We start from the raw sequence: 15,863 nt of genomic DNA, 5'->3' as shown, positions 1-15,863 counted from the left end.
TTTCTGGTAATTGTATAAGGGGGATTTTTTGTGAAAAAGTCAAAAAAAATGCTAGCTGGAGCAACTCTTGCGATTGGTGTTATAGCACCGCAAGTAATGCCAGCAACAGCTCATGCAGATGAGAACGCTGGGGAGAGTACAGTTAAATTACGAATTCTAGAAACATCAGATATTCACGTTAACTTAATGAATTACGATTATTATCAAACGAAAACAGATAATAAAGTAGGTCTCGTACAAACGGCAACACTCGTTAATAAAGCACGTGAAGAAGTGAAGAACTCTGTCCTATTTGATGATGGAGATGCATTACAAGGGACACCGCTTGGAGATTATGTAGCAAATAAAATAAAAGATCAGAAGAATCCTGTGGATCCTAGTTATACACATCCATTATATCGTGTAATGAATTTAATGAAGTATGACGTCATCTCTCTTGGGAATCATGAATTTAACTATGGTTTAGATTATTTAAAGGAAGTGACTAGTAAAACAAAAATTCCGGTTATTAACTCGAATGTCTACAGAGATGACCATGATGGTAATGATGAGAATGACGAGCATTACTTTGATAGACCATATCATATTTTAGAGAAAGAAGTAGTGGATGAAGCAGGCCAAAAACAAATAGTGAAAATTGGTGTAATGGGATTTGTTCCACCACAAATTATGAATTGGGATAAAGCGAATTTAGAAGGACAAGTTAAAGCGAAAGATATAGTTGAAACAGCGAAGAAAATGGTACCAAAAATGAAAGCAGAAGGTGCAGATGTTATCGTTGCACTAGCTCATTCCGGTGTTGATAAAAGTGGATACAACGTTGGTATGGAAAACGCGTCGTATTATTTAACAGAGGTTCCTGGCGTAAATGCAGTATTAATGGGACATTCACATACTGAAGTGAAGGATGTATTTAATGGTGTTCCAGTCGTAATGCCTGGTGTTTTTGGTAGTAACTTAGGTATTATTGATATGCAATTGAAAAAGGTAAACGGAAAATGGGAAGTACAAAAAGATCAATCTAAGCCACAACTTCGCCCGATTGCTAATAGTAAAGGTACCCCATTAGTAGAATCTGATCAAAAATTAGTTAATGAAATTAAAGATGAGCATCAAGCGACAATCGACTATGTAAATACACCTGTAGGTAAAACGAAAGCACCAATTAATAGTTATTTTTCATTAGTACAAGATGATCCTTCCGTACAAATTGTGACAAATGCGCAAAAATGGTATGTAGAACAAGAACTTAAAAAACCAGAGTACGAAGAGATTAAAGATATTCCGGTTTTATCTGCAGGCGCACCATTTAAAGCAGGTGGCCGAAACGGTGCTACATATTATACGGATATTCCAGCTGGAACGTTAGCAATTAAAAACGTTGCAGATTTATACGTGTATCCAAATACGTTATATGCTGTAAAAGTAAATGGGGCACAAGTGAAAGAATGGCTTGAAATGTCTGCAGGTCAGTTTAATCAAATTGATCCAAAGAAAACAGAAGAACAGCCGTTAGTAAATATAGGCTATCCTACATATAACTTTGATATTTTAGATGGCTTAAAATACGAAATTGATGTAACACAACCAGCGAAATACGATAAAGATGGAAAAGTTGTAAATGCAAATACGAATCGTATTGTAAATATGACATATGAAGGTAAGCCAGTAGCTGATGATCAAAAGTTCATTGTCGCTACAAATAACTATCGTGGAAGTAGTCAAACGTTCCCAGGTGTAAGTGAAGGGGAAGTTGTATACCAATCACAAGATGAAACACGTCAAATCATTGTGAAGTATATGCAAAAAATAAAAAATATTGATCCAGCAGCTGATCAAAATTGGACGTTTAAACCGATTGTTGCAGATAAATTAAATACAACATTTGATTCTTCACCAAATGCACAAAAGTATATAAAGAAAGATGGGAACATATCATATGTTGGACCATCTGAAAATGAATTTGCTAAATATGCAATTGATATAACGAAGAAAAATGATGATAAAGAAACTGGTGGAGAAAATCCGACGACACCACCGAAAGGTGATGGAGAGAACCCGACGACACCGCCAACAGGTGGTGGAGAAAACCCAACACCACCAACAGAAGAAGGTAATAATGGTAATGAACCAAAACAAGATGGAAACAATACTGGATCTGGACAAACTACAACAGCTGATCAAAATAAAAAAGAAACAACAACAACTGTAAGTGAAAATAAAGAAGCTGAAAAAGATGAACGTGATTTACCGAAAACAGGTGCAAGTATTGCTTCTACAATTGGAGCGGGTCTTGCGTTTGTTGGAGCGGGATTACTTATGTTATTTAGAAGAAAGAAAGCGAATAGATAGTCGAGAAATATAAAAAGGATTACCGATTTGGTAATCCTTTTTATTATATTATGAAACTGGTACTGCTTTTTCTTTTTTCCATGAAAGACCGAATCCAGTAAAGCCGACGATAATGGTTACGACTGGACATGCTAAACAGAAGATTGCGTATGGCAGGTAATCGAATGTTGGAACGCTAAGAACGTTTGTTAAGAATACGCCACTTACACCCCATGGTACGAGTGGATTAATTACTGTACCAGCATCTTCTAATACTCGTGATAAATTACGACGTTCTAAACCGACTTCATCGTATTTATTAGCGAATGCTTGTCCTGTTAAAACGATAGATAAGTATTGCTCACCAAGTAAGAAGTTTACACCAATTGCAGTTGAAGCAGTAGAAATAATTAAGCGTGTACTAGTTTTTACGAAGCTAGAGATAATATTCATCAGCTGCGCTATAATACCCATTCCTTGTAATAATCCTCCCATACAAAGAGCTAGGAAAATAAGAGCAATTGACATCATCATACTTTGCAGGCCACCGCGAGATAATAAGCTGTCAATGTCTTTGATACCAGTTTTAGAAACGTAACCGTCTTGCATAATTTTTATTAAATCAGCTAAAGAAGTGCTAGGTTTAAAAATAAAGAGAATAATAATCCCTACCACAATTCCTGCAAGTAATGTTGGAACTGCGGGTACCTTTTTAAATGCGAATAGGAACAGTAATAAAATAGGAATCAGTGTAACGATAGAAATCGTTGCATTTTTTTCTAGTGTGTTAATAAATGCTGAGAAATCAACGTTTCCACCAGATCCGCTTCCTAAAATGAAAAATGCGATAAAAGCAATAATGAAAGCTGGCACTGTTGTCCAAAGCATGTTACGAATATGTTCAAATAAATCTACACCTGTTACAGCAGGCGCTAAGTTTGTTGTATCAGATAAAGGAGACATTTTATCTCCGAAGAATGCACCAGAAATAATTGCACCAGCAATAAGAGCTGGATCGTATCCAAGGGCAGTACCCATTCCCATAAAGGCAAGTCCTACAGTTGCAGCAGTTGTAAATGCACTACCGATACTCGTTCCAACAATTGCACAAACAACAAAAACAGTTGGAACGAAAATTTTTGGAGATACAAGTTGGAAGCCGTATACCATTAAAGTGGGAATAGTTCCAGCTGCGATCCAAACGCTAATTAATACGCCTACAAGTAAGAAAATAAATATAGATGGAATGCCAGCTGAAATACTACTAATCATCCCTTTCTCCATAGTAGACCAAGAGATTTTCTTCAAGAATCCAAATGCTAATAAAAGAACGATACCAAATAAAATTGGGATGTGTGGTGAAACTTCTAATTGAATAACACTAAAACCAATACAGAAAAAGATAAAAATTGTTAAAAGAACAGACTCAATTTTTGAAACCATTGTTTTCCCCTCCTAAGTAATGTGAAATAGCTCTTTTTTATATAAAATTCGCCAATATTGTATATTTCCTTCTAAAATTTAGAATTTTGTGACAAATTACCGGTAATTGTTAGTCCTTCTATATGATACGGAAATGATTGGATAAAAAAACGTCCCTGCATATAATTATGCAGGGACGAAGAAATCGCGGTACCACCCTAGCTTGTGAAATGAATGTATCACAAAATAAAGGGTCATATGATATGCGCTTATAAAATAAAAACGCCCCTGCAATATATGCAGGGACGAAAAATTCGCGGTACCACCCTAAATTGTGAAACAGTTTCGTTTCACCACTCTTTAGACATAACGGTCTATAACCGTCTTTCACTACTCCTTACGTTTCGTAAAAGAAGCTCCAGGGGGTAATTCATAATTCGCTCTGTACTGGTTCGCACCGACCACCAGCTCTCTGAAATCAGAAATCGAAATACTACTAAATCCTATCAACGCCGATTCATATGATGTTAGTTAAATTTTTATCATATATTCATCATACATGTCAATAAAAATATGTGATATTTTTTTAGGGAAATAAAGGAGATAGGTTTTAACACTAAAAAATGTGCGTTATAATGAATTTGAAAGGGGAGGAAAGAGTGAAGAAAAAAATAATTCTTTTTACCACCTTACTAGTCATTGGCGGAAGTGCTGGCATTTACACAGCTTTTGCAGCTGAATCAGAGCAAGCGAAGCAAAAGCAAGTACAGCAGTCAGAAGTGAAGAAAGCGAAAGAAGCGGAAGAGAAGAAGTCGATGGAGAAAGCAGCTACGAAACTAGGGGTTTCTAGTGATGGAAAAACAAAAGAAGAAATTACGAAAGAAGTAAATAAGGCTAGATTTGAGCAGCGTCATGATTTATTAATTGAGCATGCGAAGCAGCTTGGAATTAATACAGAGGGAAAAAAAGATGAAGAAATTATTTTAGAAATTGGAAAGATACAGCATGGAAAGTAGAACAACTTATCGTATGATAAGTTGTTCTTTTTTAAGAACTATTTGATTTTAAAATAATTGACAGTCATTCAGATTTAATGTTAACTTTATTTGTAAACAAGTTAACATTAGGGGTGACAATTGTGACAATAAATAGTAAAACGATTGAAAAATCATCTTATACATATGAAGAATTAGCAGAGAAAAATAAAGCTTACGTATGGCACCCATTTACACAAATGAAAGATTATTTAGAAGAAGATCCTGTCATTATTGAACGTGGAGAGGGAAGAAAGCTATACGATGTAAATGGTAATGAATATTGGGATGGTGTTTCATCTATATGGTTAAATGTTCACGGACATCAAGTACCGGAATTAGATGAAGCAATTCGTGAGCAATTAAATAAAATTGCTCATTCTACTATGCTAGGACTTGCTAACGTTCCATCTATTTTATTAGCAGAAAAAATTATTGAGGTTGTACCAGATGGATTGAAGAAGGTATTCTATTCTGATTCAGGTTCTACCGCTGTTGAAATTGCAATTAAGATGGCTTTCCAATATTGGCAGCATAAAGGGAAACCAAAGAAACAAAGATTCGTTACATTAAAAGAAGCATATCACGGTGATACAATTGGAGCTGTTTCAGTAGGAGCAATAGACTTGTTTCACCAAGTGTATAGTTCGCTCTTATTTGATGCGATTAAAATGCCGTATCCATATACATATCGTTCTCCTTACGGAAATAATAAGGAGGAAATTGTAAAAAGCCATTTAGAAGAAATGGAAGAATTGTTGAAAGAAAAGCATGAAGAAGTAGCTGCCATCATTGTAGAGCCATTAATGCAAGGTGCTGGCGGGATGATTACAATGCCAAAAGGATATTTAAAAGGACTGCGCGATTTATGTACTAAGTACAATGTATTATTTATTACAGATGAGGTAGCAACTGGATTTGGGCGTACAGGGAAAATGTTTGCTTGTGAACATGAAAATGTGACGCCAGACATTTTAACTGCTGGGAAAGGTTTAACAGGTGGATATTTACCAATTGCAGTTACGGTAACGACAGATGAAATATATAATGCCTTCTTAGGAGAATATGAAGAACAAAAAACATTTTTCCATGGACATAGCTACACAGGCAATCCGTTAGGGTGTGCCGTAGCAATCGCGAATCTAGAACTATATGAAAAAACAAATTTAATAGAAGAAGTGGCACGTAAAACGGATTATGTGGCAGCGCAATTAGAAAAGCTCTTTGCTTATAAACATGTAGGTGATATTCGTCAGTGCGGATTAATGGTTGGTATTGAGCTTGTGAAGAATAAGGAAACGAAAGAAGCGTTTGACTGGACAGAGAGAGTCGGTGTTCAAGTATGTAAACGCTCAAGAGAGCTGGGTATGATTTTACGACCGCTAGGTAACACGATTGTATTTATGCCGCCACTTGCTTCTACTTTTGAAGAAATTGATGATATGTTACGCATTTTATATAAGGCAATCTCGGATGTTACGGAGGGAGAATAATGAGTGGTTTTTTCATAACAGCAACTGATACTGAAGTTGGAAAAACAGTAGTTGCAGGTGCTATAGCAGGTGTATTTAGAGAATTAGGATATAACGTAGGGGTATATAAACCGTTGCAAAGTGGGCATGTTGCATCAAACCCTGAGGGAGATGCGGCAAGGTTAAAATCATTATCAGGTGTACCGACACAAGAAAATGAAATTTGCCCTTATTCTATTGAAGAACCACTTGCTCCGAGACTTGCCATGAAAAGAGCTGGAAGAGTAGTAAAGTTAAAAGAAATTACTGATTACTATAATGAACTATTAAAAGAGTTTAATAACTTATTTGTAGAAGGAGCAGGTGGGCTTGCTGTCCCATATACAGAAGATGCTTTAGTAATTGATTTTGCAAAAGAATTACAGTTGCCTCTTATTGTAGTAGCTCGTCCTACATTAGGAACAGTAAATCATACAGTGTTAACGATTGCTTACGCAAAGGCGCATGGCTTAACCGTAGCGGGTGTCATTTTATCAGGTTGCAAAGAATGTGAAATGGAAAGAGTGCAAGAAAATAAAGAGATGATTGAAGAGCTGAGCGGGGTACCAGTTTTAGGATTATTACCATTCTTTGCAGGTGAGTTTACGAAAGAAGAAGTATTAGAATCTGCAAAAGAACATATTATGATTTCAAAATTAGAGGAGTTTATCCAAAATGAATCAAACGTGGCGGGCGCACCTTCAATGTAAATTACAACAATTACATGAGGAAGGGCAGTATCGTGATTTGCATGTAACAGAGAAGGCAGAAGAGACTTGGCTTATTCGAGATAAAAAAAGGATGTTAAATTTAGCGTCAAATAATTATTTAGGGTTAGCTGGAGATGAAAGGTTAAAAGAAGCTGCTATTGCCTGTACAAAAAGATATGGAACTGGAGCGACTGCCTCTCGTCTCGTTGTAGGAAATCATCTATTATATGAAGAGGTTGAGAGAAGCATATGTGACTGGAAAGGTACTGAAAGAGCTTTAATTGTAAATAGTGGGTATACGGCAAATATAGGTGCCATATCTTCTTTAGCCTCTCGGCACGATATTGTTTTTAGTGATAAGTTAAATCACGCAAGTATTGTTGATGGAATCATATTAAGCGGGGCAGAGCATAAAAGGTATCGTCATAATGATTTGGATCATTTAGAGAAGTTGTTGAAAATGGCTTCGCCTGAAAAAAGGAAATTAATCGTAACAGATACCGTTTTTAGTATGGACGGTGATACTGCGTATTTGAGAGATTTAGTACAGCTGAAAGAGAAATACGGGGCAATCATTATAGTCGATGAAGCACATGCGAGTGGAATATATGGAATCGGCGGAGCTGGGTTATCTCATATAGAAAAAAATCTTTCTCAAAAAATTGATATACATATGGGGACGTTTAGCAAGGCTTTAGGGTGTTATGGTGCGTATTTGACAGGTGATGAAATTTATATAGAGTATTTACAAAATATGATGAGAAGCTTTATTTTTACTACAGCCTTACCACCAAGTACGTTAGGAGCAGTGCAAAAAGCAATTGAAATTGTAAAAGAAGATAACGAAAGAAGAGAGAACCTTATAGCAAACGGAGAATACTTCAGAACTAAATTAAGGGATGCTGGTTTTGATATTGGAAATAGTTCAACTCATATTGTACCGATTGTAGTCGGTTCAAATGAACATGCTTTACGGTTTAGTAAAAGGTTGCAAGAGGCAGGGATTGCGGCTATTGCAATTCGTCCGCCAACTGTGCCGGTTCATAGTTCTCGAATTCGCTTTGCAGTTACATCGCAACATACAATAGCTGATTTAAAATGGGCTATTGACCGAATTATCCACATTGCGAAAGAAGAGGAGCTTTTCGTATGAATGAGCTAAAGATTATTTTTATCCCCGGATGGGGAATGGAAGAGAATATTTGGGATTTAGTACTTCCGTATTTTAAAGGATATTCTGTTCAATGCATAGATTGGCGTAATGTGAAAGAACGAAGTGAATTTGCGGAACGAATTATAGATGTAGCGCATAATGACAACGTAATATTGGTTGGATGGTCACTAGGAGCGTTAGCAGCAGTTGAAGCTTATAAAAAGATTCAGGCAAAAGGCATCGTATTAATTGGTGGTACTGCTAAATTTACAAATACGAGCGATTACAGTAACGGATGGAATGCTTTGCATGTAGAACGGCTGAAAAGGAATTTGGCGAGAAGGAAAGAAGATACGCTCAAGCGGTTTTATGAAAATATGTTTACGAAAGATGAGCTAAAAGAGAATAAAAACTTTGAAGACATTGTAGACCGTTTTAAAGGTGATTCTATTCAGTCTTTACAACTAGGTTTAGATTATTTAATAGAAACAGATATGAGAGAAGAACTAAAAGAAATTAAAGTACCTATACTACTTATTCACGGAGAACAGGATGTAATATGCCCATTGTCTGCGGCACGTAGTATGACGGAGAATAGCAGCAGCGAGCTGAAAGTAGTAAGTGAAGCAGGGCATGCATTATGTGTGACGAATTTTGAATATTGCGCAAATGAGATAATTCAATTTGTAGAGGGGATACGACATGATCAACAAAACGTTACTACAAAAACGGTTTAATGGGGCAGCCGTATCTTACGATCGATATGCAAATGTACAAAAAAAGATGGCACATTCATTACTTTCAATCTTAAAGGAACGATATAGTGAAACGGCATCAATACGTATTTTAGAACTAGGATGCGGGACGGGGTATGTAACAGAGCAATTATCAAAGTTATTTCCGAAATCACATATTACAGCAGTTGATTTTGCTGAAAGTATGATTGCGATTGCGCAAACTAGACAAAATGTAAAAAATGTAACGTTTCACTGTGAAGATATTGAGCGATTACGATTAGAAGAATCATATGATGTCATTATTTCAAATGCTACATTTCAATGGTTAAATAATTTACAACAAGTGTTAAGAAATTTATTTCAACATTTGTCTATAGATGGGATATTACTCTTTTCAACGTTTGGACATGAAACATTTAAAGAATTGCATGCTTCGTTCCAACGTGCGAAAGAAGAAAGAAATATAAAAAATGAAACATCGATTGGTCAACGTTTTTATTCAAAAGATCAGTTGCTTCATATATGTAAGATAGAAACAGGGGATGTGCATGTTTCTGAAACATGTTACATAGAGAGTTTTACAGAAGTTAAGGAGTTTCTGCATTCTATTCGAAAAGTAGGAGCAACTAATAGCAATGAAGGATCATATTGTCAAAGTCCCTCACTCTTTCGTGCGATGCTACGCATATACGAAAGAGACTTCACGGGAAATGAAGGGATAATGGCAACGTATCATGCTTTATTTATACATATAACAAAAGAGGGGAAGAGATGAAATGAAACAAGTACAAACAAAAAGGGATTGGAAAAAACTTGCATACGACGTAGTGGAAGAGAAGATGATTACAAAAGAAGATGCAATAGCGATATTAGAAGCTGATGATACAGAAGTTTTAGAAATTATGAATGCGGCTTACATTATTCGCCATCATCACTTTGGTAAGAAAGTAAAATTGAATATGATTATTAATACGAAATCTGGATTATGTCCTGAAGATTGTGGATATTGCTCACAGTCTATTATTTCAGAAGCACCGATTGATAAATATGCATGGTTAACGCAGGAGAAGATTGTAGAAGGGGCACATGAAGCAATACGCCGTAAAGCAGGTACATATTGTATTGTAGCGTCTGGTCGTCGTCCGACGGATAAAGAGGTAAATCACGTAATTGGAGCAGTTAAGGAAATTCGTGAAACGACAGACTTGAAGATTTGTTGTTGTTTAGGTTTCTTAAATGAAGATCAAGCAGGACGTTTAGCGGAAGCAGGCGTGCACCGTTATAACCACAACTTAAATACACATGCAAATAATTACGATAGTATTTGTTCAACTCATACGTATGATGATCGTGTTGATACAGTTCAAAAAGCAAAACAAGCGGGCATTTCCCCATGCTCTGGAGCGATTTTTGGCATGGGAGAAACAATTGAAGAGCGTGCTGAAATTGCATTTGAATTACAACGTATAGATGCAGATTCTATCCCTTGTAATTTCCTTGTTGCTGTAAAGGGGACACCTCTTGAAGGGCAAAAAGAGTTAACGCCAGTAGAATGTTTAAAAGTACTGGCAATGATGCGTTTTGTAAACCCGACAAAAGAAATTCGTATTTCAGGAGGACGTGAAATCAATTTACGTTCTGTACAGCCAATCGGTTTATTTGCAGCAAATTCTATTTTTGTCGGGGACTACTTAACGACAGCTGGACAAGAGCCGACTGCAGACTGGGGTATGATTGCAGATTTAGGATTTGAGATTGAAGAGTGTGCATTATAAGATAGATGAAAAAGCAAACTTGTAAAAGGGTTTGCTTTTTTTGTAAATAAAATGTAATAAATAGTTGTGAACGCCTGTTACTATTGGTTTTTGAACGAAAAAAAGAATTTTTGTGAACGAATTTTCCAAGCCCTAGTTGTACATAGTAAATATGTAATTTATATTGGGTTGGAGGATTTTACATGTACAAATACATATTAGCGATTATGACTTGTTTAATTTTAATAAAAGCAATAAGTTCTGATCCAGTTAAGGCTGCTGAAAATCCTGAACAAAAAGAGATGCAACAAAGAATCGAACAACACTTTCGAACGAAAGCTGAACATTTTGGATTGAAAACGGAAGGAAAAGATTTAAAGGAAGTTAGAAAAGAAATTACTATTATAGAAGAAGCGAAAAAAAGAGAGAATGTATGGAGAACAGCACAAGCTCTTCATATAAAAACAGAAGGAAAAACGATGAATGAATTAATAAAAGATGTACAAAAAAAGGTGAAAAAATAAAAAGAGGCCGTAGCCTCTTTTTTTATGCCCATTGTTTTGATAAGTGAGCCATTTCAATTGCAGCAACAGCTGATTCATATCCTTTATTACCAGCTTTCGTACCTGCGCGTTCAATCGCTTGTTCAATTGTTTCTGTCGTTAATACGCCGAAAATAACTGGGATGTCCATTTGTAGTGATAAAGACGCAACACCTTTTGCTACTTCATTACAAACGTAATCGTAGTGAGTTGTAGCACCTCGGATTACAGTACCTAATGTAATAACAGCATCATACTTGCCGCTACTAGCCATCTTTTTAGCAATTAAAGGAATTTCAAATGCACCAGGAACCCAAGCAACATCAATATCATTTTCTTCTACACCGTGACGCTTTAATCCGTCTAAAGCGCCGCCAAGTAACTTACTTGTAATAAATTCGTTAAAACGTCCAACAACAACTCCAACTTTTAATCCTGTACCAACTAAATGACCTTCGAATACCATAATAAATCTCTCCTTTAATTATAAGTTTAGTAAGTGTCCTAATTTGTTTACTTTCGTTTGTAAATACGATTTATTCTCTTCTTTTGCTGGCATTTGCAACGGTACACGCTCGACTACTTCTAAATCGTAACCTTGTAAGCCAGCAATTTTTCTTGGGTTATTCGTTAATAATCGTAAACTTTGTAAACCTAAATCTTTTAATATTTGTGCACCGATACCGTAATCACGAAGATCAGCAGGGAAGCCGAGTTTTTCATTTGCTTCTACAGTATCGAATCCTTCTTCTTGTAATTTATAAGCACGAAGCTTATTAAGAAGCCCAATGCCTCTTCCTTCTTGTCTCATATAAAGAAGAACACCTTTTCCTTCACGCTCAATTTGAGCAAGTGCTGCATGGAGTTGTGGTCCGCAATCGCAGCGATGTGAACCGAATACATCTCCTGTTAAGCATTCAGAATGAACACGCACAAGTACCGGTTCACCTATTGAAATATCACCTTTTACAAGTGCGATATGTTCTTTCGTATCTAATGAGTTAGAATAGCCAATTGCGTGGAAAGTACCGAAATCTGTAGGTAATGTAATTTCCACCTCTCTCGTCACAAGTGTTTCATGATGGCGGCGGTAAGCAATTAAATCTTCTATTGTAATCATTTTTATATCAAATTGTTTTGCGCATTCTATTAAATCAGGTACACGTGCCATCGTGCCGTCCTCATTTATAATCTCGCAAATAACTCCAGCTGGTTCGGCACCGCATAGCTTCGCTAAATCAACAGCAGCTTCTGTATGACCTGCACGACGCAGGACACCGCCTTCTTTCGCAATTAATGGAAAGATATGTCCAGGTCGATTGAAATCAGCGCCTTTTGATGCGGGGTTTAACAATTCTTGTATCGTAGTTGCACGTTCGTGAGCGCTAATCCCTGTTGTTGTAGAAACATGGTCAATGCTCACTGTAAACGCAGTATGATGTGAATCTGTATTATGAGATACCATTGGTTCTAATTGTAGACGTTCTGCGTACCCTGCTGTAATCGGTACACAAACGAGACCACGGCCATGTGTAATCATAAAATTAATTGTTTCTGGTGTAATGTACTCTGCTAAAGCAATAAAATCGCCTTCATTTTCTCGGTTTTCATCATCACATACGATAACGACTTTACCTTGTTTTAAATCTTCTAGAGCTTCTTCAATACGATGAAACATTGTGCTTCCCCCTTATAGAAATCCGTTTTCTTGTAAAAAGCTTTCGGTCATTGAACCTACTCGTTTTGTAGGTTTAGTAATAAAGCGTTCGATATATTTACCAATCATGTCACACTCAATGTTTACGATATCTCCGGCATTTTTTTCTCCAATGACAGATTCGCTTACTGTGTGCGGGATGAGTGAAATCGTTATAGAAGATTCGTCTATATCAAATATCGTTAAACTCGTTCCATCAACAGCAATGGACCCTTTCTGCAAACAATAGCGCAGCAGTTCATCAGAAATTGCTATTTTGTAATAGACGGCATTGTAATGTTGTTTTTTATTTAAAATCGTTCCGATGCCATCAATATGTCCTGAAACGAAATGTCCACCGAATCGTCCATTTGCAGCCATTGCTCGCTCTAAATTTACTTTAGAGTGCGGTTTAAGCATGCGAAGTGATGTCGACTGCATCGTTTCAGGCATTGCATCAACTGTAAATGAAGTAGTTGTAAAGCTTGTTACAGTTAAGCAAATACCGTTAACCGCGATACTATCACCTAAGTGAACATCTGATAAAATTTTCTTTGCATGAATCGTTAATTTCATCGCTTCTCCGCTTTGTTGCATGTTTGCTATCGTTCCTAATTCTTCTACAATTCCTGTAAACATTTCGTCACCTCGTTTCGGGCATTCGCAACGATTTTTATATCATCACCAATTTGTTTCATCTCTTGAATTTTCAAGGAAAGCGCATTTTGTAATTTTGAAAAACCATTTCCTCCAAATAAAGTAGGAGCATCTTTCCCACCAATTAATTTCGGACTTATATAGGTTACAATTTCATTAAAATTGTTTGTTTTTAAGAAACTTGCATGAATCGATTGGCCACCTTCAACGAATAGAGAAAGAATTTGTTTCTCTCCAAGAAAGGAAAGAAGGTCCTCGATTTCTATATGTTTCGTTTCCATTTGGAATATAGCTATATTTTTAGATTCATAAGAAGATATCTTCTCTTCCTTTACATCCTTACCGACAATAATCCATGTCGGTGCTAAACCATCTGTTATAACATGAGAAGATGGTGGCGTTCGTAAATGGATATCTAAAACAACGCGAATAGGATGTTTCCCACCATTTGGAATTCTTGTTGTTAAATGAGGATTATCAGCTATAACTGTATTCACTCCAACAAGAATTGCATCATGTGTATGGCGATATTGGTGAACATCAGCACGTGCTTCTTCACCTGTAATCCACTTACTTTCACCAGTTACAGTTGCTGTTTTTCCATCTAAGCTCATCGCTGTTTTGATTGTTACAAAAGGGCGCTTCGTTTTCATGTAGTGAAAAAAGTAGCGATTTAATAAAACTGCTTCTGCTTCAAGAACACCGGTCGTTACTTCAATTCTAGCTTCCTCTAATCTTCTTTTTCCGTTACCAGAAACGAGCGGATTACAATCGAGAGTAGCAATTACAACACGCTTAACTCCTTTTTCGATGAGCAATTCACAACAAGGTGGTGTTTTTCCAAAGTGGCTACACGGTTCCAGTGTTACATAAACGGTAGCGTCTTTGGCGTTCTGACCAGCCATTTGAAGGGCATGAACTTCTGCGTGTTCTTCACCAGCTCGTAAATGAGCCCCCATACCAACGATGTTTCCATCTTTTACAACAACAGCACCAACCATAGGATTTGGACTTGTTTGTCCTGATGTCCCTTCTGCTAACTGCAGGGCAATCCTCATATATTCTTGATCTGTCATTTTCTTCACCTCTCCTAAAAAAATCAAAAAACCCCAAGGATTTAATATCCTTGGGGTTTGGGAGACGTGATTTCTAGAAATATAGTTTGAATACGAAAGCATAGGAAAGAAACCTAACGATAATTGATATTTCTGCATAAGGAAAAAACCTAGCAAAATATCGAATTTTTAAACGCTAGTTGTCTCTTTTTATTTCAGTATAAAAAATAAGTATAGAAAATTAAACATATATAAAGAATCAAAATGAATCTTTAAAAATATGCATACTGAAATAAAAGTGTATTCACTATATAAAAAACTAGAAACATATCCTTCTCCCATCCAGACTATACTGTCGGCCCTAGAGTTTCACTAGATCCACCGTTTTCGAGTTGAAAACGGGTCACGGACTTAGAAGTTTTCACTTCATCACCGCCGGTTGGGAATTTCACCCGACCCCGAAGGATGCTGTTTGCTCAAATTATAGCACAAAAAAAATAAAAGGCTAGTAAAAAATATTCGAATGTGAAGAATTGTGTGAAAATATATGCAGGCTGGAATGGAAATAAAAGTATTAGAAATGTTGTAAGGAGAAGGGATATAACGGAGTTGCTAAAAAGAAAAAACATGCACAAAAAAATGTGCATGTCACATGTAAAATTATTCTGCCTCTGGTGCTCTAACAACAGACTCGAATTTACCTTTATGCGAAGCGTCGCAATAAGGCATATTTTTTGATAAACCACAACGGCATAAAGAAAATGCCGGTTTTGCTGGGAATACATTCCCTTGTGAGTCGACTAATTCCACGTCCCCTGTAACGCGAAAAGAGCCATTATCATTTACTTTAATTTGTACTTTTGCCAACGTTATCCCTCCTTCCCAAACGCTTAATTTCATCATATAATCAAGGGAAGTGCTTGACAATATAAAAAGAGCACTTTGTTTGAGAAAGAAGAGAGTGTTATAATAGTTTTCATAACTGACTAGAGTAAGGTGACGAGAGATGGATAAACAATTACATACATTACGAAACATTGCAAATGAGCGCACGTGGGCATCATTTTTGAATGATAATCATCCATATAGTTTGTTACATTGGTCCATTGCAGGTGTAGGGCAAGAGGCAAAGGATGTTTGGTTACTTCAAGATGAAGTAACATTTCAAACGACAGAATTCCCAACGTTAGATGATGCAATGCAATGGATTTCTGAAAATATGGAACAAGTTACAGACGTTTTAGCGCAATAAAAAACAGGC

At 36.5% G+C, this 15,863-nt stretch carries 16 protein-coding genes, 1 riboswitch and 1 other annotated feature; of the genes, 10 read left to right on the top strand and 6 right to left on the bottom strand.

What is annotated here, in order from left to right; genetic code table 11:
• The first annotated feature begins 30 nt into the window (after positions 1-30).
• Positions 31-2,352, top strand: coding sequence for a bifunctional 2',3'-cyclic-nucleotide 2'-phosphodiesterase/3'-nucleotidase (gene cpdB, locus ACUN13_RS02060; RefSeq protein ID WP_445423647.1), 2,322 nt, complete (start codon positions 31-33; stop codon positions 2,350-2,352).
• 48 nt (positions 2,353-2,400) lie between these two features.
• Here the strand turns inward: cpdB and nhaC are convergent, their stop codons facing one another.
• Entirely contained in the window at positions 2,401-3,774 is a 1,374-nt protein-coding gene (nhaC, locus tag ACUN13_RS02055; RefSeq protein ID WP_000253730.1) for a Na+/H+ antiporter NhaC, read from the bottom strand.
• A gap of 277 nt (positions 3,775-4,051) precedes the next feature.
• Positions 4,052-4,272 (bottom strand) — a binding site (T-box leader).
• A gap of 140 nt (positions 4,273-4,412) precedes the next feature.
• Here nhaC and ACUN13_RS02050 point away from each other — a divergent pair.
• The 8 genes from ACUN13_RS02050 to ACUN13_RS02015 all read left to right on the top strand — a co-directional run bounded on the left by ACUN13_RS02050 (position 4,413) and on the right by ACUN13_RS02015 (position 11,176).
• Positions 4,413-4,769, top strand: a complete 357-nt coding sequence (locus ACUN13_RS02050; RefSeq protein ID WP_000726896.1) for a hypothetical protein — start codon at positions 4,413-4,415, stop codon at positions 4,767-4,769.
• A 77-nt stretch (positions 4,770-4,846) separates the two neighbouring features.
• Complete coding sequence (gene bioA / locus ACUN13_RS02045) at positions 4,847-6,280, top strand: adenosylmethionine--8-amino-7-oxononanoate transaminase (RefSeq protein ID WP_044307303.1); 1,434 nt, start codon at positions 4,847-4,849, stop codon at positions 6,278-6,280.
• On the top strand, positions 6,280-7,008 hold the full coding sequence (bioD, locus tag ACUN13_RS02040) for a dethiobiotin synthase (protein WP_417052721.1): 729 nt from the start codon (positions 6,280-6,282) through the stop codon (positions 7,006-7,008). The genes bioA and bioD overlap by 1 nt, the downstream gene beginning before the upstream one ends.
• Positions 6,974-8,161 carry an 8-amino-7-oxononanoate synthase gene (gene bioF / locus ACUN13_RS02035; RefSeq protein WP_025687582.1) on the top strand — a complete coding sequence of 396 codons (1,188 nt, stop codon included), beginning with the start codon at positions 6,974-6,976 and terminating at the stop codon, positions 8,159-8,161. Before bioD ends, bioF begins: the two co-directional genes overlap by 35 nt.
• Positions 8,158-8,898 (top strand): alpha/beta fold hydrolase, encoded by a 741-nt coding sequence (locus ACUN13_RS02030; protein ID WP_001004172.1) that lies wholly within the window; start codon positions 8,158-8,160, stop codon positions 8,896-8,898. Before bioF ends, ACUN13_RS02030 begins: the two co-directional genes overlap by 4 nt.
• Complete coding sequence (gene bioC, locus ACUN13_RS02025) at positions 8,864-9,673, top strand: malonyl-ACP O-methyltransferase BioC (RefSeq protein ID WP_000608913.1); 810 nt, start codon at positions 8,864-8,866, stop codon at positions 9,671-9,673. Before ACUN13_RS02030 ends, bioC begins: the two co-directional genes overlap by 35 nt.
• Position 9,674: 1 nt before the next feature.
• Positions 9,675-10,673 carry a biotin synthase gene (gene bioB, locus ACUN13_RS02020; protein WP_000815856.1) on the top strand — a complete coding sequence of 333 codons (999 nt, stop codon included), beginning with the start codon at positions 9,675-9,677 and terminating at the stop codon, positions 10,671-10,673.
• Positions 10,674-10,855: 182 nt separating this feature from the next.
• Positions 10,856-11,176: a hypothetical protein gene (locus tag ACUN13_RS02015; protein WP_000280032.1), complete on the top strand. Its 321-nt coding sequence runs from the start codon at positions 10,856-10,858 to the stop codon at positions 11,174-11,176.
• A 22-nt stretch (positions 11,177-11,198) separates the two neighbouring features.
• Here the strand turns inward: ACUN13_RS02015 and ribH are convergent, their stop codons facing one another.
• The 5 genes from ribH to ACUN13_RS01990 all read right to left on the bottom strand — a co-directional run bounded on the left by ribH (position 11,199) and on the right by ACUN13_RS01990 (position 15,469).
• Positions 11,199-11,660, bottom strand: a complete 462-nt coding sequence (gene ribH / locus ACUN13_RS02010; protein ID WP_000230895.1) for a 6,7-dimethyl-8-ribityllumazine synthase — start codon at positions 11,658-11,660, stop codon at positions 11,199-11,201.
• Between the two features lie 18 nt (positions 11,661-11,678).
• A complete protein-coding gene (gene ribBA, locus ACUN13_RS02005; RefSeq protein WP_000468981.1) occupies positions 11,679-12,872 on the bottom strand; it encodes a bifunctional 3,4-dihydroxy-2-butanone 4-phosphate synthase/GTP cyclohydrolase II in 1,194 nt (397 codons plus the stop codon).
• 12 nt (positions 12,873-12,884) lie between these two features.
• Positions 12,885-13,529 (bottom strand): riboflavin synthase subunit alpha, encoded by a 645-nt coding sequence (ribE, locus tag ACUN13_RS02000; protein ID WP_000493910.1) that lies wholly within the window; start codon positions 13,527-13,529, stop codon positions 12,885-12,887.
• Complete coding sequence (gene ribD, locus ACUN13_RS01995) at positions 13,511-14,623, bottom strand: bifunctional diaminohydroxyphosphoribosylaminopyrimidine deaminase/5-amino-6-(5-phosphoribosylamino)uracil reductase RibD (protein ID WP_025687581.1); 1,113 nt, start codon at positions 14,621-14,623, stop codon at positions 13,511-13,513. The genes ribE and ribD overlap by 19 nt, the downstream gene beginning before the upstream one ends.
• A 305-nt stretch (positions 14,624-14,928) precedes the next feature.
• Positions 14,929-15,072, bottom strand: a riboswitch (FMN riboswitch).
• Between the two features lie 190 nt (positions 15,073-15,262).
• Positions 15,263-15,469, bottom strand: coding sequence for a CDGSH iron-sulfur domain-containing protein (locus tag ACUN13_RS01990; RefSeq protein WP_001151582.1), 207 nt, complete (start codon positions 15,467-15,469; stop codon positions 15,263-15,265).
• A gap of 139 nt (positions 15,470-15,608) precedes the next feature.
• On the opposite strand from ACUN13_RS01990, the gene ACUN13_RS01985 reads away from it, so the two are divergent.
• Positions 15,609-15,854 (top strand): DUF2552 family protein, encoded by a 246-nt coding sequence (locus ACUN13_RS01985; RefSeq protein ID WP_000360793.1) that lies wholly within the window; start codon positions 15,609-15,611, stop codon positions 15,852-15,854.
• Positions 15,855-15,863: the final 9 nt, after the last annotated feature.

Source organism: Bacillus cereus group sp. Bce041 (genome assembly GCF_052646455.1).
This window is presented reverse-complemented; position numbering and strand designations above follow the sequence as displayed.